Origin of the sequence: Bradyrhizobium sp. CCBAU 051011 (assembly GCF_009930815.1) — a bacterium.
Lineage (GTDB): Bacteria > Pseudomonadota > Alphaproteobacteria > Rhizobiales > Xanthobacteraceae > Bradyrhizobium.
Map to the genome: position 1 here is coordinate 5,522,181 of NZ_CP022222.1, position 25,105 is coordinate 5,547,285.

23 protein-coding genes and 4 pseudogenes are annotated in these 25,105 nt (G+C 58.2%); 6 read left to right on the plus strand and 21 right to left on the minus strand.

The genetic code is table 11. The annotated features are described in order from the left end of the window. Window positions 1–93: 93 nt before the first annotated feature. The 10 genes and pseudogenes from ACH79_RS25855 to ACH79_RS25895 all read right to left on the minus strand — a co-directional run bounded on the left by ACH79_RS25855 (window position 94) and on the right by ACH79_RS25895 (window position 9,780). On the minus strand, window positions 94–630 hold the full coding sequence (locus ACH79_RS25855; protein WP_161856563.1) for an Hsp20/alpha crystallin family protein: 537 nt from the start codon (window positions 628–630) through the stop codon (window positions 94–96). A 627-nt stretch (window positions 631–1,257) separates the two neighbouring features. Then, complete coding sequence (locus ACH79_RS25860) at window positions 1,258–1,911, minus strand: BON domain-containing protein (RefSeq protein WP_161853486.1); 654 nt, start codon at window positions 1,909–1,911, stop codon at window positions 1,258–1,260. A gap of 140 nt (window positions 1,912–2,051) precedes the next feature. Continuing rightward, window positions 2,052–2,739, minus strand: a pseudogene (locus ACH79_RS25865) (ABC transporter ATP-binding protein). A 105-nt stretch (window positions 2,740–2,844) separates the two neighbouring features. Continuing rightward, a pseudogene (locus ACH79_RS44220) lies at window positions 2,845–3,126 on the minus strand (ABC transporter permease); the annotation flags it as partial. Between the two features lie 51 nt (window positions 3,127–3,177). Beyond that, window positions 3,178–3,846: an ABC transporter permease gene (locus tag ACH79_RS44225; RefSeq protein ID WP_246738122.1), complete on the minus strand. Its 669-nt coding sequence runs from the start codon at window positions 3,844–3,846 to the stop codon at window positions 3,178–3,180. 283 nt (window positions 3,847–4,129) lie between these two features. Beyond that, on the minus strand, window positions 4,130–4,855 hold the full coding sequence (locus ACH79_RS25875) for an efflux RND transporter periplasmic adaptor subunit (RefSeq protein ID WP_246738712.1): 726 nt from the start codon (window positions 4,853–4,855) through the stop codon (window positions 4,130–4,132). 397 nt (window positions 4,856–5,252) lie between these two features. Further along, window positions 5,253–6,824: a bifunctional aminoglycoside phosphotransferase/ATP-binding protein gene (locus ACH79_RS25880; protein WP_246738123.1), complete on the minus strand. Its 1,572-nt coding sequence runs from the start codon at window positions 6,822–6,824 to the stop codon at window positions 5,253–5,255. 251 nt (window positions 6,825–7,075) lie between these two features. After that, window positions 7,076–7,801: a CBS domain-containing protein gene (locus ACH79_RS25885; RefSeq protein WP_161853487.1), complete on the minus strand. Its 726-nt coding sequence runs from the start codon at window positions 7,799–7,801 to the stop codon at window positions 7,076–7,078. Window positions 7,802–8,128: 327 nt separating this feature from the next. Continuing rightward, a pseudogene (ald, locus tag ACH79_RS25890) lies at window positions 8,129–9,241 on the minus strand (alanine dehydrogenase). A 110-nt stretch (window positions 9,242–9,351) separates the two neighbouring features. Next, window positions 9,352–9,780: a universal stress protein gene (locus ACH79_RS25895; protein WP_202639034.1), complete on the minus strand. Its 429-nt coding sequence runs from the start codon at window positions 9,778–9,780 to the stop codon at window positions 9,352–9,354. A 311-nt stretch (window positions 9,781–10,091) separates the two neighbouring features. Here ACH79_RS25895 and ACH79_RS25900 point away from each other — a divergent pair, with 311 nt between their 5' ends. After that, window positions 10,092–10,745 (plus strand): BON domain-containing protein, encoded by a 654-nt coding sequence (locus ACH79_RS25900; RefSeq protein WP_161856566.1) that lies wholly within the window; start codon window positions 10,092–10,094, stop codon window positions 10,743–10,745. A gap of 915 nt (window positions 10,746–11,660) precedes the next feature. Here ACH79_RS25900 and ACH79_RS25905 read toward each other — a convergent pair. Then, on the minus strand, window positions 11,661–11,936 hold the full coding sequence (locus ACH79_RS25905; RefSeq protein WP_371419279.1) for a CBS domain-containing protein: 276 nt from the start codon (window positions 11,934–11,936) through the stop codon (window positions 11,661–11,663). A 1-nt stretch (window position 11,937) separates the two neighbouring features. Beyond that, a pseudogene (locus tag ACH79_RS44230) lies at window positions 11,938–12,126 on the minus strand (IS110 family transposase); the annotation flags it as partial. Window positions 12,127–12,447: 321 nt separating this feature from the next. On the opposite strand from ACH79_RS44230, the gene ACH79_RS25910 reads away from it, so the two are divergent. Next, window positions 12,448–12,897, plus strand: coding sequence for a cytochrome c (locus ACH79_RS25910; RefSeq protein ID WP_161853489.1), 450 nt, complete (start codon window positions 12,448–12,450; stop codon window positions 12,895–12,897). Window positions 12,898–13,187: 290 nt separating this feature from the next. Beyond that, window positions 13,188–13,595 carry a phosphoribosyltransferase gene (locus ACH79_RS25915; RefSeq protein ID WP_246738124.1) on the plus strand — a complete coding sequence of 136 codons (408 nt, stop codon included), beginning with the start codon at window positions 13,188–13,190 and terminating at the stop codon, window positions 13,593–13,595. On the opposite strand, the gene ACH79_RS45205 is transcribed toward ACH79_RS25915, so the two are convergent. Both ACH79_RS45205 and ACH79_RS25925 read right to left on the minus strand, forming a co-directional pair. Next, window positions 13,535–13,843: a ChaB family protein gene (locus tag ACH79_RS45205; RefSeq protein WP_161856567.1), complete on the minus strand. Its 309-nt coding sequence runs from the start codon at window positions 13,841–13,843 to the stop codon at window positions 13,535–13,537. The two genes, ACH79_RS25915 and ACH79_RS45205, sit on opposite strands and share 61 nt — an antisense overlap. A gap of 6 nt (window positions 13,844–13,849) precedes the next feature. Next, window positions 13,850–14,278: a DUF3775 domain-containing protein gene (locus tag ACH79_RS25925; protein ID WP_161853490.1), complete on the minus strand. Its 429-nt coding sequence runs from the start codon at window positions 14,276–14,278 to the stop codon at window positions 13,850–13,852. Window positions 14,279–15,591: 1,313 nt separating this feature from the next. Here ACH79_RS25925 and ACH79_RS25930 point away from each other — a divergent pair. Continuing rightward, the gene (locus tag ACH79_RS25930) at window positions 15,592–16,377 is read left to right on the plus strand and encodes a hypothetical protein (protein ID WP_161853491.1); all 786 of its coding nucleotides are present in this window, start codon (window positions 15,592–15,594) and stop codon (window positions 16,375–16,377) included. Between the two features lie 119 nt (window positions 16,378–16,496). On the opposite strand, the gene ACH79_RS25935 is transcribed toward ACH79_RS25930, so the two are convergent. From ACH79_RS25935 to ACH79_RS25945, 3 genes are read right to left on the minus strand one after another with little or no spacing between them, the layout of a single operon-like run. Continuing rightward, window positions 16,497–17,462 carry a 1-phosphofructokinase family hexose kinase gene (locus tag ACH79_RS25935; protein WP_161853492.1) on the minus strand — a complete coding sequence of 322 codons (966 nt, stop codon included), beginning with the start codon at window positions 17,460–17,462 and terminating at the stop codon, window positions 16,497–16,499. Continuing rightward, window positions 17,455–18,438 carry a glucokinase gene (gene glk, locus ACH79_RS25940; RefSeq protein ID WP_246738125.1) on the minus strand — a complete coding sequence of 328 codons (984 nt, stop codon included), beginning with the start codon at window positions 18,436–18,438 and terminating at the stop codon, window positions 17,455–17,457. The genes ACH79_RS25935 and glk overlap by 8 nt, the downstream gene beginning before the upstream one ends. Then, on the minus strand, window positions 18,435–19,772 hold the full coding sequence (locus tag ACH79_RS25945; protein WP_161853493.1) for a GH1 family beta-glucosidase: 1,338 nt from the start codon (window positions 19,770–19,772) through the stop codon (window positions 18,435–18,437). Before ACH79_RS25945 ends, glk begins: the two co-directional genes overlap by 4 nt. 181 nt (window positions 19,773–19,953) lie before the next feature. Here ACH79_RS25945 and ACH79_RS25950 point away from each other — a divergent pair, with 181 nt between their 5' ends. After that, a complete protein-coding gene (locus ACH79_RS25950; protein ID WP_161853494.1) occupies window positions 19,954–21,291 on the plus strand; it encodes an agarase in 1,338 nt (445 codons plus the stop codon). Here ACH79_RS25950 and ACH79_RS25955 read toward each other — a convergent pair. Then, entirely contained in the window at window positions 21,288–21,620 is a 333-nt protein-coding gene (locus ACH79_RS25955) for a hypothetical protein (protein WP_161853495.1), read from the minus strand. The two genes, ACH79_RS25950 and ACH79_RS25955, sit on opposite strands and share 4 nt — an antisense overlap. A gap of 818 nt (window positions 21,621–22,438) precedes the next feature. Here ACH79_RS25955 and ACH79_RS25960 point away from each other — a divergent pair. Next, window positions 22,439–23,296, plus strand: a complete 858-nt coding sequence (locus ACH79_RS25960; protein ID WP_161853496.1) for a universal stress protein — start codon at window positions 22,439–22,441, stop codon at window positions 23,294–23,296. A 174-nt stretch (window positions 23,297–23,470) separates the two neighbouring features. Here the strand turns inward: ACH79_RS25960 and ACH79_RS44835 are convergent, their stop codons facing one another. Genes ACH79_RS44835 through ACH79_RS44845 form a run of 3 tightly spaced genes read right to left on the minus strand, consistent with a single transcriptional unit; the run spans window position 23,471 to window position 24,902 of the window. Continuing rightward, window positions 23,471–24,310: an SLC13 family permease gene (locus ACH79_RS44835; protein ID WP_202639035.1), complete on the minus strand. Its 840-nt coding sequence runs from the start codon at window positions 24,308–24,310 to the stop codon at window positions 23,471–23,473. Beyond that, entirely contained in the window at window positions 24,220–24,588 is a 369-nt protein-coding gene (locus ACH79_RS44840) for an anion permease (RefSeq protein WP_256380333.1), read from the minus strand. The genes ACH79_RS44835 and ACH79_RS44840 overlap by 91 nt, the downstream gene beginning before the upstream one ends. Before the next feature lie 35 nt (window positions 24,589–24,623). Continuing rightward, window positions 24,624–24,902 (minus strand): anion permease, encoded by a 279-nt coding sequence (locus ACH79_RS44845; protein ID WP_202639037.1) that lies wholly within the window; start codon window positions 24,900–24,902, stop codon window positions 24,624–24,626. Window positions 24,903–25,105: the final 203 nt, after the last annotated feature.

Consider the following 25,105-nt stretch of genomic DNA (forward strand, 5'->3'; position numbering starts at 1 on the left):
GTCTCCTGGGTTCGGAATCAACAAAAATGGGGTAGCGATACCTTTGCAGCGGCCTCACCGTTCAAGCGTGATGCGGCGAGGCCAGCAGTTGGCTTACTTGACGCTTACGGGGATCGTCTTCTGCTTCTTCTGCGCTTCCGGCGATTTCGGCAGCGTGACAGTCAGAATGCCGCCCTTGAAACTCGCTTCAATCTTGTCAGCGTCTACAGTGCCGGGTACCCGCAGCGAACGGCGGAACGAGCCGTACTGGCGTTCGGAGACGTAGCGGTCCTTGGTCTTCTCTTCCTTCTCTTCCTGCTTTTCGCCCTTGATCGTCAGGACGTTGTCGGAAAGCTGAAGGTTGATGTTCTTGACATCGAGGCCCGGCAGTTCGGCCGTCACTTCGAAGGCCTTCTCGTTCTCGATGTCGACGGCCGGTGTCACCTCGAAGCCGAAATCACGACGCCAGGACGGTTCGATGTCCAGGAGCGAACGAGAAGGAACCTGCAGCAAGCCGGCCTGGAAGTCATGAAACAGCCGATCGATCTGATTGCGCAGTGCATCGAAGGGTTGCCAGCCCGAGGCGGTCGTGACCTGCGGAGCTGAAGTCGCTTGGGTCTTGATGAGTAGCTTGGTGGCAGCTTCCGCCATGACAAATACTCCTTTTACTCCTTTGAGGTGGTTAAGGAAAAGCATATGCCCGGCAAAGAAGGCCTCTTTGATCTCAATCAAACAAAGAAACGTTCGAGGATTAGGCGGCAGGCTCATTTCACATTGAAATTTAAGTCGCATGGAAAGCTCGGATCGAGCGCTCGTCTTGTTAGGGCTTAACTGTGCAGTTGATCTGATCGGTTCTGCAAGATTCGTCCCAAAGCCGGAACGCTCCGGCTTCCGCTTTCGGTCAAACCAGAGTTCCCTCGCGCATCGTCTGCGGGATCCGTCATGACAACTCCAGAAGAGAATCAATGCGAAAGGAATGTTGGCACCGGCGGCCTTGACATCATTGATTTGGCTGCCCCGCCAAGAATGAATTCGCGAAAACGGCGGCAAACGCGGCGATCCGGCAATTCATCAAATCTGCGTACGATACGGCCCATCTGATTGCATTAATATTCGATGATTTTCGGGTAAGTAGTCAGACCTAAAAGGACATCTTTGATATTCATAATAGGCGGCTCGTAGTTGGTGTGGTGACCTATCTGCGGCGCTCATAGCGGGAGCATTCCAGGTCAACTGCCCGCGGCGTCTCCAGTCGGGACGCCGCAAGCATGGGTTTGTTCAAGCAATCGTCAGGCGATCCTCTACGGATACGACGCCTGGCGCGGACCACGCCGCGTTCTCAACGGCCCGACGCTCATCCCAATTGTCGACCTTCCCTTCGAGCACGACCTTATTGCCGTCCTTTACGGTGACGCGGATCGCCTTGGCTTCAACCTCGGCGTGGCGTTTGAGGGCGGATTCGATCTTGCCTTTTACGCTCGAAGCGTCGACGTCGGACTGCTTGATCGTGATCTTGTTTGTTACACCGCGCACTCCGGATAGCTTGCGGATATCGTCTTCGGCCGCGGTCCTATTATAGTTCCATTCGACGCGGCCGGTTAAGGTGACCCAGCCATCTTGAACTAGGACATTTACCGTGTCCTTTGGAACGAGGTCGTCCCAATTCAGAATATCGGTGGCGCGCTTGGCAAGCTGATCGTCTGCGGTCTGTTTCTGAAACGGATAGCGCACCTCAATGTTCTCGGCGATAGCGTGGACACCTTTGACACGTTGCACAGCGGCGATGGCCGCGACTTTTTGAGCGTAGCTGTTGACGTGCCCGCTAAGGCTGACGACATTTTTGTCGACGGCAACGCCAATGTGCTCGCCGTCGAAACTCGGGTCAAATTCCAACTCGTCGATAATGTCTTGCCGGAGCTCAGAGTCTGTCACGTTTGCCTCCATCGTTAGGTTGGGAGGAAACATAGTCTGCTCATCCGCGGGGATGGACTTTGATCCGAGTCAAGGTGCCGGCACCGCGGGCTACCGGCCTGACGATCCCTCCGTCCTGTCGAGCCGATTGGCCATATGTTTCAATGAAGAACTGGGGCGGACACCAAGGTGTCATCCTTCGCCAGTCGGCCATCCACCACGTGGACCCGTCGATGCATCTGCGAAGCGAGACTGAGTTCGTGTGTGACTGCGACCACAGTCTTGCCGCGAAGCGTCACTAGATCGCGAAGGATGGCAAATACTTGAGAGGTTGCGAGAGTGTCGAGGCTGCCAGTCGGCTCGTCCGCAAGGATTACCGGGGGGTCGTTGGCCAGCTTGCCGCTGTCCCCCGGACAACTGATCGGGCGTCTTGTGCCGATGATCGCCAAGCCCGAACGAGGCCAACAGTTCCTCGGCGCGTGCTCTGGCGCCGCGAGGCGACAGTTTGCCGAGCGCGCGTATCGGCAGCGCGACATTCTCGGTGATGCTGAATTCAGGTAGCAAGAAGTGGAATTGGAAGACGAACCCGATGCGGGTAAGCCGAACTTCCGCTCGCTCGTCCTCCGTCATGAGGGTCGTCGACCGCCCATCGATCAAGACGTCGCCGGCAGTCGGCAGGTCAAGCAATCCTAACAGATACAGCAGTGATGATTTGCCCGAGCCGGATGGGCCGGTTATTGCGACGAACTCGCGCGGCATAATAGCGAGATTTATACCCTGTACCAGGGTGACCGGTACGATCCCGCCGAGAACCTTGGTCACCTCGCGTGCCTCGATCAGGGCGTTCATGTTGCTCCCCTGATGATGTCCACGGGGTGCAACCGTGCCGCTGCGCGCGCCGGAAATCAGGCTGGAAACCAAGGCAACGCCCGTGGCGAGCAAGTAGTGTTTCGCCGAGTAGAGCACCGGCAGGTGGTTGTAGTCGGAGAACGGTGTCTTAAATTCCAGCGATGCCAGCCCCCGCGTCAGGAGATATCCGAGGATCCAGCCGAGCATGGCTCCGACAAGTCCGACCAGCATCGCTTCAACAATGAAGATCGCGCGAATGGTTTTGTCCCGGAATCCGAGTGATTTTAGGATCGCGATATCACGCGTCTTCTCGTGCGTGATGGTGGAAATGATGTTGTAGGTACCGAAGCTGGCGACCAGCAGAATGGCCCCGACAATAGTATACATCAGCACGTTGCGCAGAGTGATGGCCGCCAGCAGATTTTCTTGCGCCTCCTGCTAGGAAATCGACCTATAGCCGGTCTGCTCGCCGATCCGCTCGCTGATCAACCGAGCTTCCATCGGATCGCGGGTACGCACGCGGATCTCATTGACGACGCTGGTTTGTCTTTCGAGGATCTGCGCGGTCTTGAGCAGGACATAACCGGTGGTCTCGTCGGTGGCGCGGAAGCCGGAGTGGAAGGTGCCGACCACGGTGGCGCTCATGTTGGCGCCCTCAGCGGACACAAGCGTGATGCTGGAATTGACCCGGGCGCCGATCTTGTCTGCCAGCCGATCGCCCAGCAGGATTGCATTCGAGGAGCGATAGAGCGATTCCAACGTCCCGTGGCGCATGTGGGTCGCCAGGTTGGATACATTGGCTTCGGTGTGTGGATCTATTCCAATCACCGAGATAGTGAGATTGCGGCCTGCGAAGCGCAGCACCGCTTTCGACTGCACGGAGGGAGTCAGCGCGCCGGGGACCCAGGACCTCAGCGAAGCGATCGTCGCCATGGGATTTTTGATGCCTGGCCGACGCACCTCGGGGATCAGGCCGTGAAACTCGGCGGCGCGATAAATGATGTCGGCGGGCTGACGGGTCGGCGCGCGCAGTTCGTCTGCCACGGAAATATGCGGTAGCGCGTCGACCAGGGTCTTGATGAAGTCGTTCTGCGAACCCTCCATCATGGCTGTCATCATTATCGAAATGCCAACACCGGTGGTTACACCTGCGACGGCCACCAACGTCTGGCGAGCTCGGTGCCGGACATGAATCGAGGCTATCTTGAGAATCAGCTTCACGGTGCCACCGGTTCCACGACTAGCGCACGTATCTTCGATCCAATCTTGATGTTTGTTGTTGCGGGGGACGCAACCAGTTCGCCTTCGCTTGCGCCCTCAAGAACCTCCACGACGCCGGTGCCCCGTATGCCAATTTCGACCTTGCGCAGGCGGGCGCGCTCGTTCTCGATTACCAGCAGGCTGCTGTTGATGACGGCATTTGCCGGGACGAGGATAACGTCCAGTTTTTTTCACGGCTGACGATATTCGCCTCGACGCTCATCCCGACCCGGAGCGGCGTGTCCTCGGGCAGGCCGATCCTGACCCGGAAGGTCTTTGCAACGGGATCGCCAGCCGGCGTGATCTGCTTGACGACGCCGGGCAACACCTGATCGGCGAACGCATCGGTGCGCAGCAACGCCTTCTGTCCGACTTGAACACGGGGAATGTCCTCATTGACTTCCGCGACGACCCATAACGGCTTCTCGAGGCCAATCCGGTACAAGACCGTACCGGGCTCGACCATATCGCCCACTTCGCCGTCTTCCTTCAGGACGGTTCCGTCCATCGGCGCAACCAACTTGTAGTATTCCAGGCGTTGTGCCTGTGCTGCGATTTGCGCCCGGATGCGCGCCAAATCGCTTTCCGCCTTCTGATAAGCCTGAGAGGTCGCAACCCCGCGGGCGAGCAGCTGGGCCTGGCGATCGAATTCGCGGTGCTGAAAGTCTTCGAGCGCTCTCAGGTCATTCAGCGTGGCAATCGCTTCTTTATCGTCGAGACGGGCAAGAAGATCCCCTTTGCGAACGGTTCCACCTTCGCATCTGCAACGTTCGATAATGCGGCCCCGGACAAGGGGGCTCGAGCGTGACCAGGTCTCAGGTTCAACGGCCCCCGTTGCGGTAGACGATTTCCGCAGCCGATCCGCACGTCACTCGAACGGCCGTAACAGTCGGACCGCGCCACAGCCACCAAGCCGCTACTGCCAACCTAGTCCGAGCGCAATCGTGATCCCTGGCTTCCAAGGATATCGGCGCGGAGCACCTTCCACTCGCCCGACGGCTTCTTCCGTCGCTTCGATGGGCTGGACCCTCATATCCATGATGATTTACCAAACAATCTCATCTTCGTCCCAGAGTCCGAGGTGGAATGTTCGAGCCTGCGAATGTTTGATCCAGACAATCGCTCGGCCAAGGGCGGACATGTCGTCCTTGCTTAGCCTCTCGGGCATTCTGATGCAGCCGCCTCGAGCCGGTCTTGATCCAGATCAGTTTGAAGTATCGAGGCGGTCGTGGTGGGCCTTACAAGATAACCGTTCATCGTGTCGCGGACCTAAGAGCAATAGCCGGCCGACATAGTTTCAGCGTCTCCTCCGGTTCGCCGGACGCATCGATGAGTGTCCAGTCCAACGCGCCGATATCGTATCGTTCCTGAAGCGCTGCGATCTCAGGAGTGGCGTCGGAAGCGTCGTCGCTGCGGTGACCGATGCGGCGCTGTCTCGTCGCGAGGTCGGTCTGAAGATAGAGACCGACGAATCCAACGTCTAACTCGCGCCCGACATTGTGGATCGCGGTTCGTTCCCTCTGGTCGACAAAAACTGCGTCGACGACAACGGAATGACCTTGCGAAAGAATGCGAATTGCGCGTTGCGAAAGCCCTTCGTAAATCTGCTGCGTAATCTCCGGCTGGTATGCGCTCTCGGGGAGCCGTTCGTTCTCGTTGGCGTCAAACAACTGCTTCCGTAGAACGTCGCTGCGTAACACGACGGCCCCTGGATCCGGTCCCACGTGAGGCGCGAGCGCTCGCGCCAGGATGGATTTTCCGGTCCCGGAGAGGCCGCCGATCGCCACCAGCATTGGCGCAGCAGGCTGGATCAATCGAAGCGCAAGCTCAAAGTAAGCACGGGCGGACTGCCTGATATCGGCCTCGTTGTGACAAGTTGGGCCAATCCGGGCAAGCATAACATTAGCGCGGATGGCGGCGCGCAATGACATGAATAGAGGAAGCGTTCCGAGCGCATCGAGATTTTCAGGGGGCGTTCTGCCTAAATACCTGTTCAGGAGGCCGTTCGCCGCGGCGTGCCGGTCGTACCTGATGAAATCCATCAGAGGAAATGCAAGATCATAGAGCACATCGGTGGATGCGATCGTTGGATCGAACTCGATTGCATCGAATAGAACAGGCTGTTCCTCGATCAACACGATGTTCGCCAGATGCAGATCGCCGTGGCATCGCCGTATAAATCCTGCTTTGCCACGCTGTTCCATCAGCCCGCAGATTCGGCTAAATGCTAAATGAGATGCGTCTCCAAGGCCGTCGATCTCGCGTTCGGGGAAGCAGGCCGCGGCTCGGAATGCCGCTGTGTTGCCGGAGATAATGCCCGGAATCGACTGGATCCATGGCTCGCCCGGCGCGAGCGGCGCAGCGAGGTGCGAGGCCGCAATCGCATCGGCAATGGCGTCGACGAGATGAGGCGCCGGCGGACCGGCTTCCGCCAGATGGTCGACGGTCCGGCTTTCGTCGAAACGGGTCATCTCGACCGCATATTCCACCGGCGGTCCTTCACCGTCGATGCTCAACGATCCTTGGCTGTCTTGAGTAATGGGAATGACACGACGGTAAATCTGCGGCGCGAACCGACGGTTTATCGCTATCTCCTGGTCACAAGCCGCCTTTCGCTTCGCCAGCGTCGAATAATCGAGATAAGGAAAACGGATGGCGCGCTTGATCTTGAGCGCGCGTTCACCTTCGAGAAAAACCGACGCTGCATGGGTATCGATCCGGCGAACATGCGGATGGGCGGTGGGGTCCGTAAGGAAGGCGAAGATGCGCTCCTGGACCCGCGCGTCGGCTGGCCTGGAAGGTAGTACTGTCATTGAAATTGCCATGTGCGGGATCTAGGGTTGGAGAATCCCGCGCCGGAAATCTGTCCCGTCGGCAGTCTTGCAATGACCGCATTAGCCTCGATCAGCGGAAATACCGCTGTCTGTGTCCTAATGCCGGCCTGAGGTACAAGGTTTGCATGATGCCAAAAATCAAGGCGTCGTCGCGCGACAAACAATGAGGTGATTGCTGTGGCAACGGCCGAGATGAGGCGGAGGAGCCAAGCCATATCCAAATCCTTCCGCGTGGCACAGCGTCAGCTTGTGGCCTTCATGTCTTCAGGCGATTCCATGTAGAAGCCCGACCGGCTGTCGACAAAGCACAGATGGTCGTGCACCTCCTTAACGCCCGCGGTGTTTTCCGCCGCGACGATCGACGCCCGGCGCGCGCTGTCGTCGTTGATGATGAGGCCATGCAAGTGAACCACGCCGTTGCGCACGGCGACCTGAAGCCCGGTTGGCCGCCAGTCTGTGGCTTCCAGGGTTCGGATGATCCGGTCGCGGATGTGTCCATCATCCGCCGTGGGATCGGGAATCTCCCTGGCTATGCTGGCTACGGCCTGAAGCAGATTCGCACGGGTGACAATGCCGACCAGTTTGTCGTTCCGCAGCACCGGCAGGCGCCTGATGCCGTTCTTCTCCATCAGGTGTACCAGTTCATCCAACGAGGTATCTTCGTCTGCGGCGATGGGGTCGCGGGTCATGACATCTTTGACCTTGCGGCCGCGTTCATGAATGAAATCGTTGGCAGAATGAGCCGGGCTAAGAAAGTACTGAAGCCAACGCGGCCGTTTTTGCTGGGTGCCGATCTCCGAACGTCGCAAGAAGTCGCTTTCCGAGACGATGCCGACGAGCCTACCCGATGCATCGAGCACGGGTAGCCCGCTCACATGGTTTTCGAGCATCTTGTGGGCCGCCTCGAGAATGGGCGTCTCGGGCAGCACGGTGATGGCGTTTCGGGTCATGATCTGGTGCGCGCGCATGGTGATCTCCTTGCTGAAAATATAGGGCGGTGCACGAAGTCCTGTTTGATCTTCATCAAGGCGACGACCGGTGAGTAGCCTAAAGACATTGTGCCAGCGAGGTACCAGCGGAAAGGACGATGCTATGACAGACGTCTATGAATAGAGTTCCGCGACCAATGAAGCACACTCGGGACCGATGCCGCCTCGCAATTTACCAAGGCGAACAAGTATGCCTTCTCTCTCTCGACCGGCTCACAGAACGTGCTGCTCCCGACGCTTCAGATTAAACGGCGGCGCTGGCCTTGACGTGCGTCAGACCCCGGGCGCGCATGGCGCGCGGATTTCTCATTTTAGGACGTCGATCGCGGCGGTGAAGGGCAGTCGCAAGGCGTTGGCCACGGGGCGGCAAGTGACCTTGCCGTCGTGCACATTGAGTCCATTACGCAAATGCGGATCGTCGATCAGTGCTCGCGGGAATCCCTTATCAGCAAGACCAGAACGAACGGCCGCGTCGCATTGTCGAGCGCGAATGTCGATGTTCGCGGCACCGCGCCGGGCATGTTTGCCACGCAGTAGTGCACGACGCCGTCAACCAAACAGGTCGGCTGTGAATGCGTCGTCGGGCGCGAAGTTTCGGCGCAGCCGCCCTGGTCGATCGAAACATCGACGATGACGGAGCCCGGCTTCATGGCCGCGACGGTGCGCCCCGAGATGAGCTTGGGCGCCGCGCCACCTGCGACGAGGGCGGCGCCGATCACCAGGTCTGCGGCGGTGCAGAGATTTTCGATCGCGCCGGCATCGGCCGCAACCAGACGGACGCGCCCGCCAAAAAGCTCCGACAGGCGCCGTCTCGTCTCGGGGCTGTGCACCGCAACACTCACATTGGCGCCCATGCCGATCGTCATCTCGGCCGCTGCGTCCGACGACGCCGCCACCGAGAATCACGACTTCAGCAGCCGGCAGGCCCTCGATGCGGCCGAGCAGAATGCCGCGGCCCCCTTGGGGACGTTGCAGGAAATGGGCGGCGACCTGAGGCGCCATGCTGCCGGCAACCCTCGACATCGGGGCCAGCAAGGGAAGCTTTCCCGCTGCGTCAGTGACGGTTTCGTAGGCGAGGGCTGTTACGCCGGATGCCATCAAGTCATGGGTCTGTTGGGCGTCGGGCGCCAGGTGCAGATAGGTGAAGAGGATCTGGCCGGGTCGCAAGCGCTTCCGTTCGGATGCCAGCGGTTCCTTGACCTTCACAATCAGTTCGGCACGCTGAAATATCTGATCTGCATCCGCGATGATCTCGGCGCCAGCGGCAATGTATTCCTCGTCGGTGATGCCAGCGCCAGCGCCCGCCATCGTTTCGACCGCGACCCGATTTCCCCTGGCGCTCAGCGCCTTGACCGTCTCTGGAGTGAGGCTGACACGGTATTCGTCGGTCTTGAGTTCCTTTGGAACGCCGATGAACATTGTCGCCTCTCAACTTCGGTCAATTAACGGCTCGCTGTGCTTTTGCCCGCACGACCGTTCTCGATCGCCTTCACGAACGCACTGATGAGAGCGGGACGAAAGGTTGGCATCTACGGCACGACAATGACAGCGCAAGGCGCAAGACTAATCAGCTTCTGGGAAACGCTACCAAGCAGCAGCCCTGAAAGGCGACCTCTGCCTCGCCGTCCAATCACGATTGCGTCTACCTTCTCCTCCATGATCGTATCTAGGATTGCTTGGGTGGGATCGCCCCATCGCTCGAGAGTCTTGATCGGTTTCACGCCAGTCCAGCCGGCTCGTTGTTGCGCTTCCACCAGAAGTCGCTCGGCGAGGTCCGCCTTCTTTCCCTCGAAGGGCGTAAAATCCGTTTGTTGCGGCGCAGTCTGGCTTTCGCCAACGGTCAGGATCCTCAATGTGCCGTGAGCGGCTTTGGCCATCGCGGCCGCGACATCAACTGCTCGCCCGGCACTTTCGGACCCGTCGGTAGCGACCAGGAAATTCTGAATCTCTGCAGGCATTTGTTCCTCCTGTTGGACCATTTGTTGACCAATGATTTCATGGGCGGCGGCCAGAGCTGATCTTTGATCAAGCCCAATAGTTCGCTATCGCGGTGGATGTCATGCGCACGTGTGTATTAAGCTGGCCGTTCGAATTGCTACAGCGATTCAGGCCGTCTTTCGGACCATTGCGTTGCCGGCGATGAAGCCCGGAACCGGCGAACTCAGGTATTTCAGCCTGAAACGCCTGACCTGCCTTGACCTGCATCAACAACCCGGCCGACGAGGTCGGGCTATCTGACCGGCAATTTACTCGGCGCTCAGGGCAGATCATGAATGAACTAAAACTTCGTGACGATATTCTGGATGAACTCGCTTATGAGCCCATCGTCGATGCAGCTCATATTGGCGTGGCCGTAGATCAGGACGTTGTAACGCTTACCGGACATGTCAGCAGCTATGCGCAAAAGCTGGCAGCATTAGCCGCCGCGCGGCGGGTAAAGGGCGTGCATGGAATCGCGGATGAGATCGAAGTTCGCTATGCTTCGGACCTAAAGACATCTGACGATGAGATCGCCAGGCGCGCGGTCGATGTGCTGTCTTGGGACAGCGTCGTCCCCGCTAACGCAATACAGGTCACGGTGCGGGACGGCTTGGTAACGTTGACCGGCAAAGTCAACTGGTACTATCAAAAGAGCAGCGCCGAACGCGATGTTCGCAGACTGTCAGGGGTCCGCAGCATCGTCAACAATATCGAAATAGAGCCGCACGCGAAGGCCGACAACGTAAAAAGGAAGATCGAAGCGGCCCTGAAGCGGCACGCCGAAATCGAAGCCAAGGACATACGCGTTACAATTCGAGACGACGATGAAGTCCTGCTTGAAGGCAAGGTCCGTAATTGGGACGAGAAGTTTGCGGTCGAGAAGGCGGCTTGGTCGGCCCCCGGCGTTAAGAACGTCAAGGACCGGGTGACGATAGGGTCGTAGCGGACCGGCTTTAGACCGATGGCACGTCTCATCTGTCCGTCCGCCTCTATCCGATGGAGGAGAGGCTAATGCAAACGAAAGTTAAAAATAGAATTTCAGGAGATGGCTGGCAGTCCTGCGGTTGAGGGCATGATCGCGGACCATGTGAAGAAGCTTGAACAACTCTATGGTCGTATTGCAGCATGCCGGATGTCGTTAAAGTCCTGGGACGCGTCACAAAGCTGGCGGCCTGTATGACATCAACATTCGACTTGCGCTACCTGACGGTCGCGAAGTCGAAATCGGGCGGACGCCGACGGATGACGAGCGACATTCGGATTTGCCGTTTGTTATTAGCGATGCGTTCAAGCGGGCAGGCAGGCGACTTCAGGATAGTGTGCGGCGCATGGAGGGATGGTAGCCACGAAGGGCAACCCGTCGTACGAGCGGACCAAGCCGGCGAATTCGGATTCCTTCGATCAAACGATGGTGAGGAGATCTACTTCCATCGCAACAGCGTTCTTGACGGAGCGTTTCCGATCTGACCGTTGGCTCCCGGGTCGTGTTTACCGATGAGATCGGCGAAAAGGGCGCGCAGGCAACCACGGTGAAGCCGCTCGGAAAACACGGGTTTCGGCTCTGACGCCTCGTTTGTTCGCGCGCGTTATCTGTCGTGCGCTTTGAACCGACCAGCGGCGGCCAGGGCTTATGCTGCAGTTTTGAAGCAGCGACCAGTCTGTGCAGCCGTCAACTCACTCTCATCCGCCAACGGTCCGGGTGACCAGATTATCGTTGACCGTGCAAACTCCAGGGGGGATTCGGCGGCAACCTTGATGGCCTTTCGCTCGTCAGCGGACTCAGCAAGGCTCCAGAGATCCGCGATGCCCCCATTGACGGTCACGTTCAACATCATTGTATGCGCCCACGGCTGCTTCTTCAGATGAGATAGTATGTTTTCGCGAAAATGGTTGTATCGGAAAGCGGAACATCAAGCAGCTTGCGTGCCGTTGCCACGGCCTGAACGAGATTGGCCCGGCTGACAATGACGACCAACTGGTCGTTCACCAGAATAGGCACCCGTTTGACGGCGTTCTTCTCCATCAAGGCCGCGATCTCATGCAGCGGTGTCGGAGGCGAGGCCGTGATCACCTTGCGGCTCATGACATCTGCAACTTTACGGCCGTGAGATTTGACATATTCGGCCGCAAGCATGACGAGCCCAGTGATGTGCTCCACCACATGCCTCCAGTGCTACCTTGCAACTCGGCTGCGCTGCGAAGAAATCTAGCAGTTTTGCTCGGCTAATCTTCTTGCTGAACACCGCTCGACCACGCTCATCCGCCCCGTGAACGTGAAAGACGTGCTTGGCGATATCCAGACCGATTGTGATAACCTCTGACACGGACGCCTCCCTTAAGTGGTGCTCAACACCTCCACTTTGGCACATCGATGCCGTCGGGCAGGGCGTCCACCCCATCATGAATCGAGCTTGATTGCACTCTTGTCCGATATGCCCCGATAGCGGATCAAATTCCGCATCGCAGCGAAACGACGCTGAGTGCCAAAGCAGCAAAAAGGATCGTTATTCACCTCGTCTGCATGGGCTCGCGGAAACTCAGAACATTCATAAGCCTAAGCCGGAAGCCGGTTTTGATGTGCGTCAAACTATCGGGGGGCAAAGCGACTAGTAGTAAGGTTCTCCTAGCCAGCATCGGAGCGCGACATGATAAAATGTGGTGTAAAATGGTTGACAATTATCAGTCTTACCGCTGGTTTCGCGGTGGCGGCTCAGGCTGAAGATTTGGACGTCGGTAAGTCAGAATTTCGGTCTTCGTGCGCGAGTTGTCATGGTACGGATGCAAAGGGCAAAGGACCCGTCAGTGACCAGCTTAAGATACCGCCTCCCGATTTGACGATGTTGGCCAAGCGCAACAACGGGGTCTTTCCCACGGACGCTGTTTATGAAACCATATATGGATCGAAAACAATTCCCGCTCACGGCACTCGTGAAATGCCAATTTGGGGAGAACGATTCAACCCCATTATCAACTTGCCTCACTATGTTGATCCGTCTTATTGGAAGATGGCCGGGCCGGATCAAAGCCCGGAAGTCGTCGTGCGAAAACGCATCCTTGCTGTTATCGATTATCTGAGTCGTGTTCAGCAAAAGTAGCAACCGACGAGCATCAGATTACTTACCTGTCCTGCTGAGCGCCCTTTAACGCGGAGGGCAAAAAAGTTCGGAACATCGCTGCCGCCGCCTTGATGCCCGTGCACTGACGACCGGAATGCATCTTGATTGCTGCGCTTGCGCCACGAGCGGCCAAGCCGCCGCACCACCAACCAGGCCGATGAACTCCCGTCGCCTCATATTGCCTCGTGATGCACCCGCTCGCGGACAAACTTGCGATGGGGCGGTAGTGGATGGCGCCGCGCCGATCATTGTTCGCAATGAGGAGGTGATTGAGCTCTCGGGCACAACAGCGGAAGAGTTCGACGCGGCGTGTAAGGGAACTTGCCGAGATCGAACGCCGCTGCCAACTCTACATCGGAGAGCGGTCCCGGGCGGAGATCACGGAACAGGTGGTGATCGTCATCGATGACGGCATCGCAACTGGAGCGACGACGAGGGCCGCATTGCAGGCGATCCGTAACCGGAAGCCCAAGGAATTGGTACTCGCCGTTCCCGTCGCCCCGCCCGACACGATCACGGGATTGCGTGGGGAAGTCGATGCATTGATCTGCCTGGAGACGCCCGAATTATTCGGAGCGATCGGCTATTTCTATCGTGACTTCCGGCAGGTCAGCGATCAGGAGGTCGTTGCAATTCTGAAACGCTTTCCGGCCAAGCGATCGGCTTCGATCCATTGAATTAGGGTGGACGGCCATTCGTACTCGATCGGTGCCCAGCGATCGCGGTCCTTGACGTAGGATCGCTTGACGGCCGCCCAAGCGGTACGGTGAGCGATCTCTTCCTGCCGAACGTCACCAGCGTGAGCTGCGGAGGCATGGTTGAACGAAGCGCGATAGATGTTCTGCGCATGCGGCGGAACGTGATCGCGGACCGATGCAGGCAGATCGATATTCGTCCGTACGGCATGAGTTTTCCAACGAAGGATTTCCTGTCAGAACAGATCCGCCTCGGATTCTTCCGATGAATGGCCGAATTTCGAAAGCGCTTCTTCCAGATGGTCGGCCAGCATCGGCTTTCCCAACAGGTACGCGGCTGTCCGCTTGTTGTGCGCACGGGCGGCCTCGGCTCGAAGTTCATCCCAATTTCCGATGTCTCCGTCACCGCGCCCGAGCCAGGCGAGGGCAACAAGATCAATCTGCTCGTCGTCGTTCAAGTCATGGATAAAGCTTGCTAGTTCAATAAGTACCGGATCGTCGGTTCGATCCTCCAAAATGGAACGCATGCCATCATCGCTCGCATTGGAGCCTGATTCCGGGTCGGTAAGACCGTCCTTGGCGTCGAATTGGCGAGCCTTGGCAGCGATGAAGTACGCTTTTTCCGGCGAGATCGACAGAGCGGGGAGGTTCGGGAGTTTGGACATCTTGCGCCTCAAAATTTCGAAGGGCGGTCTTTCATAAGCCCTCGCAGCAAGTCAGGAGTTGAGCTAGATCAAGTGATCAAGAATTTGCCGTTCTGTAATGTATCTTCTTCCGAGCGTGCAGCGAGGCCGCTGCGCATACTGTCCTTCGAAAGGACAAGGTCGGTCACCCGGCGTTCTGCCATCTCACATGGGATTGGCCATATGTATCCCGCGACCAGCCCCTGCTGACCGATTTGTATCAATTTAACGTGCTTCAGGCCTACCTGGATCATGGCCAAACGGACACCGCCGTATTTGAGTTCTTCTTGCGTCGGCTTCGGGCTCGCAGAGGCTTCCTTGTGGCGGCAGGACCCGAGCCCTCGACTTCCTTGAGAATTTTCTCGCTGAGATCGATTGGCTCCGGCAAACTATCAGTTCACGGAGGGTTCGGGCGCATTCTGGACGAGGGAGATCTGCAGAATGTGACCATCTTTGCGGCCGGGGGTCTGGACGAAGACGAACTTGCGAGCATGTTGGGTGCGAACGCCCCGGTCGATGGCTTCGGCATTTGCACCAGCTGACCACATCCTCCGACGTGCCGGCGCTCGATTGCGCTTGCAAGCTTCAGGAGTATGCCCGTATAGCGCGACGCAAACGGTCTGTCGGAAAGACCACATGGCCGGGTCGGAAGCAGTTCTGGCGCAGCTTTGGAGACGACGGACGCATGACCGGCGATGTGCTCGCGCTCCAAGATGATCGACGGGCTGGCGAACCGCTGCTGTTACCTTTCATGCGCCATAGCCGGCGTCTCGCTGCGCCTCCGGCACTAGCCGATATCCGGAAGTGGGCGGAGCAAGGCCTTGCCCAGCTACCCGAACCACCTGAGTGACGGCAGAATGCTCCCGGTCACCGCAGTGTCGGGACTGATAGCCCTCGCGGAGGAAGTCGATGTGCGGCTATCGCGTGAGGAGAATGATCGGGTCTCGCTGTTGGGCTGCTCCGCTTCTTCTGAAATGACACCAGCCGGCGATGTCGTGTCGCCGCAAAAGGCAAAGGCGTGGGCGCGAACTTGACCCATCTCAAACCGGCAGGGGTGTACGTCTGCCAATTACGCCCTTGGGTTAATCGAGCTGCAAGGGAGGGCCGGCCAAATGCCCTGCCAATTGAACAGATATGCTCATGAACGCATCTGACATTATGCGTCGTTCCTTTGCAACAATCAAAACCGGATGCGCCACTCCTGGGCCGGAACCGAGCTTGATTTTTGATCTCGCTCAAAGCCTCCCATGGTTGGCGGGCCATACTGTTTTCTGAGGGATGCGTGGAGAAGATGAATGGCAAACCAAAAAACGGTCGTCGCCAACGATGCAACGAAGCCCTCATGCGGCCCCAAGGCTACGCGAGTTTCCGACGAAAAACGATTCATATCCGACGAACGTCGCGTTCAGGACGCCCTTGAGGATGACGAGGTCAGGGAGGTCTTGCGAGCCTTTCATGAGCGCGAGGCCAGCGACGCTGGGGTTGTCGGCCAAGGCGGACGTGTGGACGAGAGGCAGCCTGCTCCCAGCGCGCTGGAAGGGGCAAGTTCAGTTGGCGGCAATATCCCTTGCTCGAAGAAGGGCAGTTGCTCGATGACAGAAGAAGTTCGCAGCTATTCTCTTCCCGACGAACTTGAACCAGACCTTAGTCGCGTTCACGCATATTGGAATGGGTTGAAACGTGGTGCAAACGACGTTCCGTTTTGGGACGACGTCAAGTTCTCATTGCGGTCCCGGCTTGCGCGGCAATCAATGCTGATTGACGTCTTGGAAACTCCACTTCGGTTCCGCTTCGATCTCATCGGAGCGGACCTGACCGAATGGTACGGCGGAACGATTGGCAACAAGTTTCTCGGCGAAATCGATCTTCACGCGCCGTTCGATGAGCTAACGTTGCAATGCCAAGCGACTATAGAGGGCGGCGCTCCCACTTATTATTATCAAACAACGAGCAGAAAAGGCGATACCGAACATCCGGCCGGTTACACGCGCCTCTTGCTCCCGTTGTGGGGCAATGGTCGCATCGAGATGTTGCTCGGCTCTATTGTTTTCGACAAGGCGGCTAGAAAAAACTCTGGCTAGACATTCTGCAAGGGACGATCGTACTGACGGTACAACGAGAATCGCCGCTCCTTGAATGCCGACTTCCAACTGATCGCTGTGATCCAGAGAAGTGCATCCAGTCTAGATCGCTTTCCTGACTAACGAGGATAGCCAGCAATCGGCGTCACAATCACCTCAGAAGCAAGTCGATGAACGTCGTCGACACGGCAAAGCTCCGTACCGGGATTGAGTAGCGCGGCCGAACCGCCGGCAACGCCGTAGCGCAGAGCCATATCGAGACGGCCGTCGCTCACCAGGCTCCATACTATCGCGCCCAGGAAACTGTCGCCGGCGCCGGAAACACTGGCGGGCTCGATAGGAAGGCCATTTGCACGCCAAGCAGCATCGCGGCTCATGAGCAGGGCACCATCGGACCCCATGGAGAGAGCAATAACTTCGATGCAATAGCGATCGAACAGGTAACATCCTGCTTCGATGAGAGAGGCTTCATCGGCGGAGGCTATTCCTGCCAATTCGTGAAACTCGCGAAGGTTGGGCTTGATGAGATAAACACCCACTTCCAGGGCGGCTTTCAGAAAGGTGCCGGACGTGTCCACGATTACTTTGCCAAGGCCTTTCGAAACTTGAGCAACTCTGCCGTAAAAATCCGCCGGCACGCCGGCAGGCAGGCTGCCGCTTGCAATGACAAATGCCGCCTGAGGTGTGATGCGCGCAATCGCGTTAACGCATTGTTGCCATTCGAATTCGCGGAGGAGCGCCCCCGGAAAGACCAGGCGAAATTGCTCTCCTGTCGTCTCGTCGAAGACCGTGACGTCCTCCCGCGTGTCGTTCAGCGTCGGGATCACGACGCTGCGCACGCCTTCACCTTCGACCAGTGCCGCCAGTGACTGCCCGGTAGCTCCGCCGGCCGGGTAAATCGCGGTTGCTTGAGCCCCCAACCGTTTCAGAACCCTGGCTACGTTGATTCCGCCACCCCCGGGATCGCGGTGAGCCGGCGCACAGCGCATTTTGGTGAAGGGCATCATTTCTTTTACCGACGTCGAAATGTCAACGGCCGGGTTGATGGTGAGAGTGACGATCTGGGTCGATGGATTCTCAGCCAATGCCTTCGGCCTCCGCCAGGGCGCGGAGGCCAACGAATGCGACGTTCTCGTCCAGAATCAGGTAGGTCGGTATCGCTTCGAGATACCTGCTGAACCGCCCTTTTTCCTCAAAGCGTGCGCGGAATCGTGAGCGGGCAAGATATTCGGGGATGTGGCGCAGAATGCCTCCGCCAATAAATACGCCGCCTTTCGCACCGAACGTGAGCGCGAGATTGCCGGCGACGGATCCGAGCATCGCGCAAAACATATCGATGACGGCGCGACTGGTCGAACAGGTACCCTCGACTCCGGTCCGGGTAATATCGCATGCGCGACGCCTTGACGGAATAATGTCGTCCAGCGCAGCGATCGCGTCGTAGAGATTTTCCAGCCCGGCGCCCGACAGAACGCGTTCCGCCGAGACATGCCCAAATCGCCGCCGTAGATTTTCGATAACAGCATCCTCCCGCGACGAACTGCCGGCCATGGTGGAATGGCCGCCCTCGCTCGAAAGCACGACCCGGCCGGTGGCGTGCGGGATGTTGACCGCCATCCCGAGGCCCGTGCCGGGGCCAAGCGCAGCGAGCGGTGCTCCCGCGACCGGTTGTCGGCCGCCTAGCGGAAGCAGACTGTCGCGCGGAAGGCAGGGCAGAGCCCACGCCACCGCTTCGAAATCATTGATCAGACGAACCGTAGAAAATCCGTGAGAAGTGCGCAACTCTGCGACATCGATTACCCAGGAATTATTGGTCAGCGCGCAGCGGTTATCCTGGATCGTGCCGGAAGCGGCCAGAACTGCGGAAGAGATCGTGCCAGCTTCCGGCACGCCGCCGAGATACGCGCCGAGTGCCTCGCCGAAGCTGCCGTGGTCTTTGACAGCCATATGGGCCATGGCGCCGACCGTTCCGTCGGCCATCAGCGCAAAGCGTGCGTTGGTGCCGCCGATGTCTGCAAGCAGCAGCTTTTCGTTGGTTCGCGGCGAGGAGGTTGCCATCATCGTTGATGCACCGCTTTGATCAGTCCTGAATACCAACCAAAGGAGGATTTCGGAGTTCGCCGAAGTGACGCGTAATCGACATAGCTTAGACCGAACCGGATACTGTACCCAGAGTCCCATTCGAAATTGTCCAGCAGCGACCAAATGAAATAGCCGCGGACATCGACACCTTCGGAAGCGGCGTTATTCATGACCCCGATATGGGCACGCAGAAACTCAATCCGACCCGTATCGATCACGGCTCCCGCCTGGTCGGGCTGGTCGGAATTGCCATATCCGTTTTCCAGAACGTAAATCGGTAAAGCATAACGTGCGTGCACGATCCGCAGCGTTTCGCCGAAGGCTTCGGGATCGATCGGCCATCCAATCGGTGTCAGCGGAACATCGGCGGGTTTCTCACCGAAGTCATAACCCAGCATCGAATCAGCCCGCGCTTTCACATAAACCGGACTGTAGTGGTTCAGTCCAAACCAGTCGAGTGGGCGGCAAATCCGCGCCAGATCGCCGGGCTGCACATGCGGTTCGATCGCCGCCCGCATCGAGGGGGGATACTCGCCGCGGCATTGCGGATCCGGGAAGGCGTAATTCCAGTAGACACCCAGGCGCGCGGCCGCCGCGGCGTCGGCTTCGCCTGCGCTGGACGGCCAGCAGGGCTGAAGATTGTGAATGCACCCGATTGAGGCGCTGGCCACTCTCTCACGGAGTATATCCACCGCTGCACCGTGCGCCAGATTGACGTGGTGGATCATGCGGTGGAGATTGTCCTCGCTGCTTTGATCGCGCTTGCCGAGCGAACGGCTGAACAGAATGAAGATCGACGGCTCGTTGAATGTAGCGAAGCGCTTGACCCGATCTCCAAAACGCGTGGCGATCAGCGTGGTATAGTCGGCAAACCATGCCGCCGACTCCCGGTTCAACCATCCGCCGGCATTCTCAATGGCCTGCGGCAGATCCCAATGATATAGGCATAGCCACGGCTCGATGCCGGCGGCCAACAGCTCGTCGACCAACCGGTCATAGAATTCAAGCCCCGCTTCATTGGCTAATCCTCGCCCGTGCGGCAGTACGCGCGGCCACGCAACCGAGAACCGGTACGCCTGGACGCCCAACGTCTTCATCAAGGCGACATCCTCACGGTAGCGATGGTAGTGGTCGCACGCGACGTCGCCGGTGTCGTGGTTCTTGATCTCGCCGTTGTCACAATAGACGTCCCAGATACTTGGTCCACGACCATCTTCCTTGGTTGCGCCTTCGATCTGGAAACTGGAGGTGGAGACCCCCCAGATGAAACCCGGGCGCAGGCTGGCGATGGCAGGCAGCTCCGATGTCGGCATGAAATTGGTTCTCGGTTATACTCCCGGCTGGAGTTGATACGCAGCGCTTCCGTCCAGGCGAATTACTCATTGCAACATCAATAGTCAGGTCGATGAAGGTAACTCTTGAGCTATGTCAAGAAGTCCTGGCGGGACCAATGCGATAGATAATACCTTGTTGGTCTGGCACTGGAGTCTCCGCTTGCAAAGAACCAAATGGGGCGGAATCGCCGACGACTGCTTCCGCTCGAGCGGGTTCTTTCGTGTGGCCGAGCGTAACGGCGTATTCTGGCTTGTCGACCCCGATGGCGGTCGCTTCATTTCCAAGGGCGTCAACACGGTTCGCTTCGATCAGGACCACGTCGGAAATACCAATCGCGTACCCTACGCCGACGCGTGCCGGGCGAAATATGGTACGCCGCACGTCTGGCGCGCAGCGGCAGCGGACCGACTGGCCCACTGGCGATTTAACACGCTCGGCTGCTGGTCTGATGAACTTGTCGCCAGTGCAGGATCGTCGCTGCTTGCGACCGCTCCTATAGCTGCAGTTGGTGCCTCTTTCCGGTTACACCGGCGTGACGAGATCTTTCCGGATGTATTTGATCCCGCGTTTTCGTGGCACATCCGCTTAAGCGCAGAAAATCATTGCACTAAGCGGCGCAACGAGCCTGAATTGATCGGCTGGTTTATCGACAACGAGCTGTACTGGTCGCCGGATTGGCGCGGGGCTGACGAGCTTCTGACTCTGTTTCTGAACTTGCCGGCCCACCGCCCTGGGCGCGTCGCGGCCATCATAAGATTAGAGGAACGCTATCGGGAGTTTTCCCAATTCAACGCAGTATGGCGCACGCCGGCGCGATCATGGGAGGAGTTCGGCACGGTCGGACGTGCGGAGGCGCCGTTCTTCAGAATGCCGCCCGGCGGTCTGATCGACGCGCTAGAGACCCAAGCTAACCTCGCCAATCCCGCGCGCGCGGCATTTTTCGCGGACTGTGATGCCTTTGCTGCGGTTGTCGCCGAGGCATATTTCGAGTTATGCGTCGCGGCCATCAAGGCTGCCGACCCCAATCATCTTGTGATAGGTTCACGGTTCGGCTACCAGCCGCATCCTAACGTAATTGCCGCAGCCGGCCGCTACCTCGATGTGATCTCATTCAATCACTATGACTTCGACCCAGGGTCAGTTATCGATGCGTATTCAGCAGGTGATAAGCCGTGCCTGATTTCCGAATTTTCCTTTCGCGGTGACGATTCCGGCCTGCCCAATAGCCGTGGTGCCGGACCGCGGGTGGAAAGCCAGCTGGAGCGCGCCCAGTGTTTCGAACGTTACGTCACGGCAGCGCTGAAGAAGCCGGCGGTCGTTGGCTATCACTGGTTCGAACATGCCGACCAGCCGGCTGAAGGGCGCTTTGACGGCGAAAATTCCAATTTCGGCGTGGTGACGATCGACGATGAGGTCTATGCGGAGCTGACCGAAACCATGACGAGGGTCAATGCCGCCGCGGAGCAAATTCACACGAATGCCGCCCCGACAGATTAGCGGCGATCATTGACGGGGGTCATGCGTTTTGGCTGCGCGGCACCTAAAATTTCGGCCGGGATGTAGAGACATCGCGGCTCACGTCCGTCTTCAACACAGGTCAAGATGAAGTTTGTAGGGCTGCGCTCTTTCGGATCGACGCGCGTGCCCTTTTGTATGATGCGACATTGAGCGATTTTTGGGTCAATGGCGAGTGGCTTGAGGCAGCCCTCGATATCATGTGTGAGCGCGAACACGTATGACCCTGAAGGTATCCTTTCGTCAACAGCAACAGGGGGTGATAGCGGCCAGCCAGCGAGGGCGAGGGCGGCAATTGAGATATTGGTCATTATGATCATTGCTGGCACCTAGGTCTGCCAAGCACGCGAGCCGGCATCGAGCCATGAGCAAACAAAGTTAGCGCGCAAGCTCAGAACGCCGCCGAGATCATGCACAGGACCACTGTAATGCTCAAAATGATGACAGCGATGCCGGCGCATTCGAGGTGGCGGAGCTTTTCCTTCTGACATGACATAGCCCAAAGTACGCGCTCCATCGCGGCTGGAACGCATTGTGCTAGATCAAATAAATGACCCAATCCAGGCCCCGCACATAATGCGCCTCGCGCAAGGATCGCGGCAAATATTCGAAACCGTCTGGATCGATCAAGCCCGATCCTGGGGCCATCATCGTCGGCTCGCGCGCAGGGTAGATTCTGCTCGGAGCCCGAACGAGACATTTCGGCGACTTCCCGCTTTGGCTGATGAACCAGCGTGGGAAACTGCCTCCGAATTGTAGGGCCGCAGGCGATTAGGTCGTGTACTTGGATTAGCCGCGTTCGACGTCCGCTTGTTCCCCAATAGCGGTACAAAAGAGGACCTGCCGCTAGGTCGGTTCACGGCTCGCAAACAAGAGAATCGGCTTCTTGGAGCAGCCGCGAAATTCGGGCCCCACGGATGCTTGCTTCGCACCGCAACAGCCGCAAGCTTCCCTCGCCGTGCTTCCAATAAGTCGATGCGAGGGGGAAGCCATGCGATAGATCAATCACATCGGATTGCGTCATGGCAATCATTACGTCCGCGCCTGAAGCGGCATCCGCATTCGAGATTGACACAGATCAACTCCATGCGAGGGCGCGGTCCTAAGCTTTCGTCAAAGGGAGAGGGCCATGGCAATCAAGGACATTTTTCTGCCGCTTGCCAGTTATCCGACACCGACTACGGTGGCGGCGATTGAAAAGGGTGTCGCGATAGCTGGTTACCTGGGAGCCGATATTTCGGCGACCGCCGTCGAACTGGAAGTCCCCGCGCCTGCGAGTCCGTTCACCAGGGCCTTTGTGCCAGGGGGCGGTGCTCCGGTTGAGGAGGCTCCCGAACATCAAAAGAGCCTGCTCAATTCCAGGCAGATGCTGGAAGCGTTCGAAGTCGCCGCGAAATCCTCAAAAGTTGGGCACACCCGAACCATCGCACCGTGTTCCGCGGAGGATATGGCGGCTCTGCTGGTGAGCCGATCGCGACTCAGTGACCTTTCGCTCATTGCCGTCAAGGACTACGATGGTGGCCAGGAGAAGATGATCGAGAGTTTGTTGTTCGAATCGGGTCGGCCCTTACTGCTGTTTTCGGAAAAATCCGTCGACAAGCTGTCGAATTCATTCGACCATGTTGCCATTGCCTGGGACCACAGCGCACAGGCTTCGCGGGCAGTAGGCGATGCACTTCCTCTGCTTCAAAGCGCCAAGGTTGTCCATATCCTGACAGCGGCCGAAAAAAGCACTCCATCTCTGCTGGAATCCGGCAACGCCTTGGTAGGCCACCTGGCCAAACATGGCGTTGAAGCCAGTTTCAAGATTCTGAAAATCGACGGGAGCTCGGTTGGAAAGGTCTTTGAAGCTTATGTCAAAGCCAATAGCATCGACCTTCTGGTAATGGGCGCCTATCGCCACTCGCGGCTAAGGGAATTCGTGATGGGTGGAGCGACATACACCGTTCTGGGCCACCCGCCGTGCTGGGTGCTAATGGCTCATTGATCCGATCGACCACCGTGACGGAACCTTGATCGGCCTCAACAGCAAACTTGGCACCGTGACGCGATCTCGGACAGCAGTGACGTGGACGCAGACGCTCGACCTTGAGGGCGGTCGTTCTCGATTGTCTCCGGCAAAGAGGTTGCCGGAGACCGCTCGCAACAACGCAGATCGTGCTCAGATGTAGCCGCGCCACCGCCAGTAGGTGACGTCAAACAGCATCACCAAGGCCAGCGCAATCAGAGTCAGGACCAGGCCCGCGCGCACGAAGTCCTTTGCCTCAAAGGTCTCCGTGCCATAAGCCACCATATTCTGCGGCGCATTCACCACCAGAATGAAGCCGAAACTGACCACGAACTGAAGTAGCATTGTCATTCCGACAATGTTGATGCCGGGCGTTGCCACGCTTTGGAGCACGGCGATGACGATCGGAATCATTGCGGAAGCGAGCGCAGTCGCGCTGGCGAAGCCGAGATGGATTAGCGTGAGGAATAAGGTGAGTGCTCCGAGAATAAACAAGGCGGTCGCATTCTTAAGGCCGAATTGAACGACCGCGAGGTCCGAGAGCCAGGATGCACCTTTGGTCTGTAATAACGCCGTTCCAACGCTGATACCGATGCCGAACAGCACGATCGTGCCCCACGGGATCCGCGATTGGGCATCCTTCCAGGTCATGATGCCGATCCCCGGCAAGAACATCAGCGCCACGGCTGCAAGCGTGGTCGATGACGTGTCGAAGTTGTGAAGGGTGCCTTCGGTCGTCCAGAGCAGAAGCAGGGTCAGCGATATAGCCAGCAGCTTCATTTCCGAGGCCTTCATCGGACCCAAATCGGCCAAAGACTTGTGGATCTGCTCGCGGCCGCCGGGAATCTCTTTCACCTCGGGAGGCATCATCGTGGTCATCACGAAGTAGAGTGCGGTCGTCGTCAGAATTCCAAATGGCGCCGCGGCGATAAACCACTCCAGCCAGGTGATGGAGTTGTGTAGAGTCTTCTCGATGAAGCCGATCGCGACCATGTTCTGCGCGGCGGCGGTCTTGATCCCGACGTTCCAGATGCTGGCGCCGTCGCGATCATCAGCATGCCGGCAAAAGCACCCTTCCTGTTGACGCCGAACGCAGCAATGATGCCGAGCATGATGGGAACCAGGCAGGCGACGCGTGCGGTAGTGGAAGGCACCAGAAAGGCCATCACGAAGCCAACCAGAATTGCGCCCAGCACGACATGATGAACCTTGCCGCCGACGCGTGAGAGAATCGTAAGCGCAATGCGTTTGTCGAGGCCAGTCGCGGTCATGGCGGCGGCGATGAACAGTGCCGACGCCACGAGCGCTAGTGCTGTATTTGCGAAGCGCTAAAGGCGAGGCCGAGCCCGGCGCTGGTGCCCAGCAGCACTTTGGGATTTGCCGGATTCGGCGAAAACCCGAGCAGGAATGCCATCAACCCGGCGATGACAATGGCGGAGACGGCATAGTCGAGCGCTTCGGTCATCCAAACGATGACGGCAAAGGCAAGCACGGCGAGCATCCGCTGGCCGGCGAGCGAAAGTCCCTCCGGCGTCGGCAGCCATATGACGGCGCTGAAAATGTCGACGGAGCCAAGTTGGTCCACGACCACCTTTACCTGTTCGACGCGATGTCCGGGCTTTGGTTCCGGTCGTCGGAAGATGAGAGATGGGCAAGGGTTGGATAGCGCCGCCGCTCCGCCGATGCTCCGGCGATGTCTCAGAACGCCCCAGCCGCGTCGATCGGCAGTCACGATGATGCTTTCTGACCGGGCTGTCGCGACGCAATCTTCCACATCCTTTCCAGGCG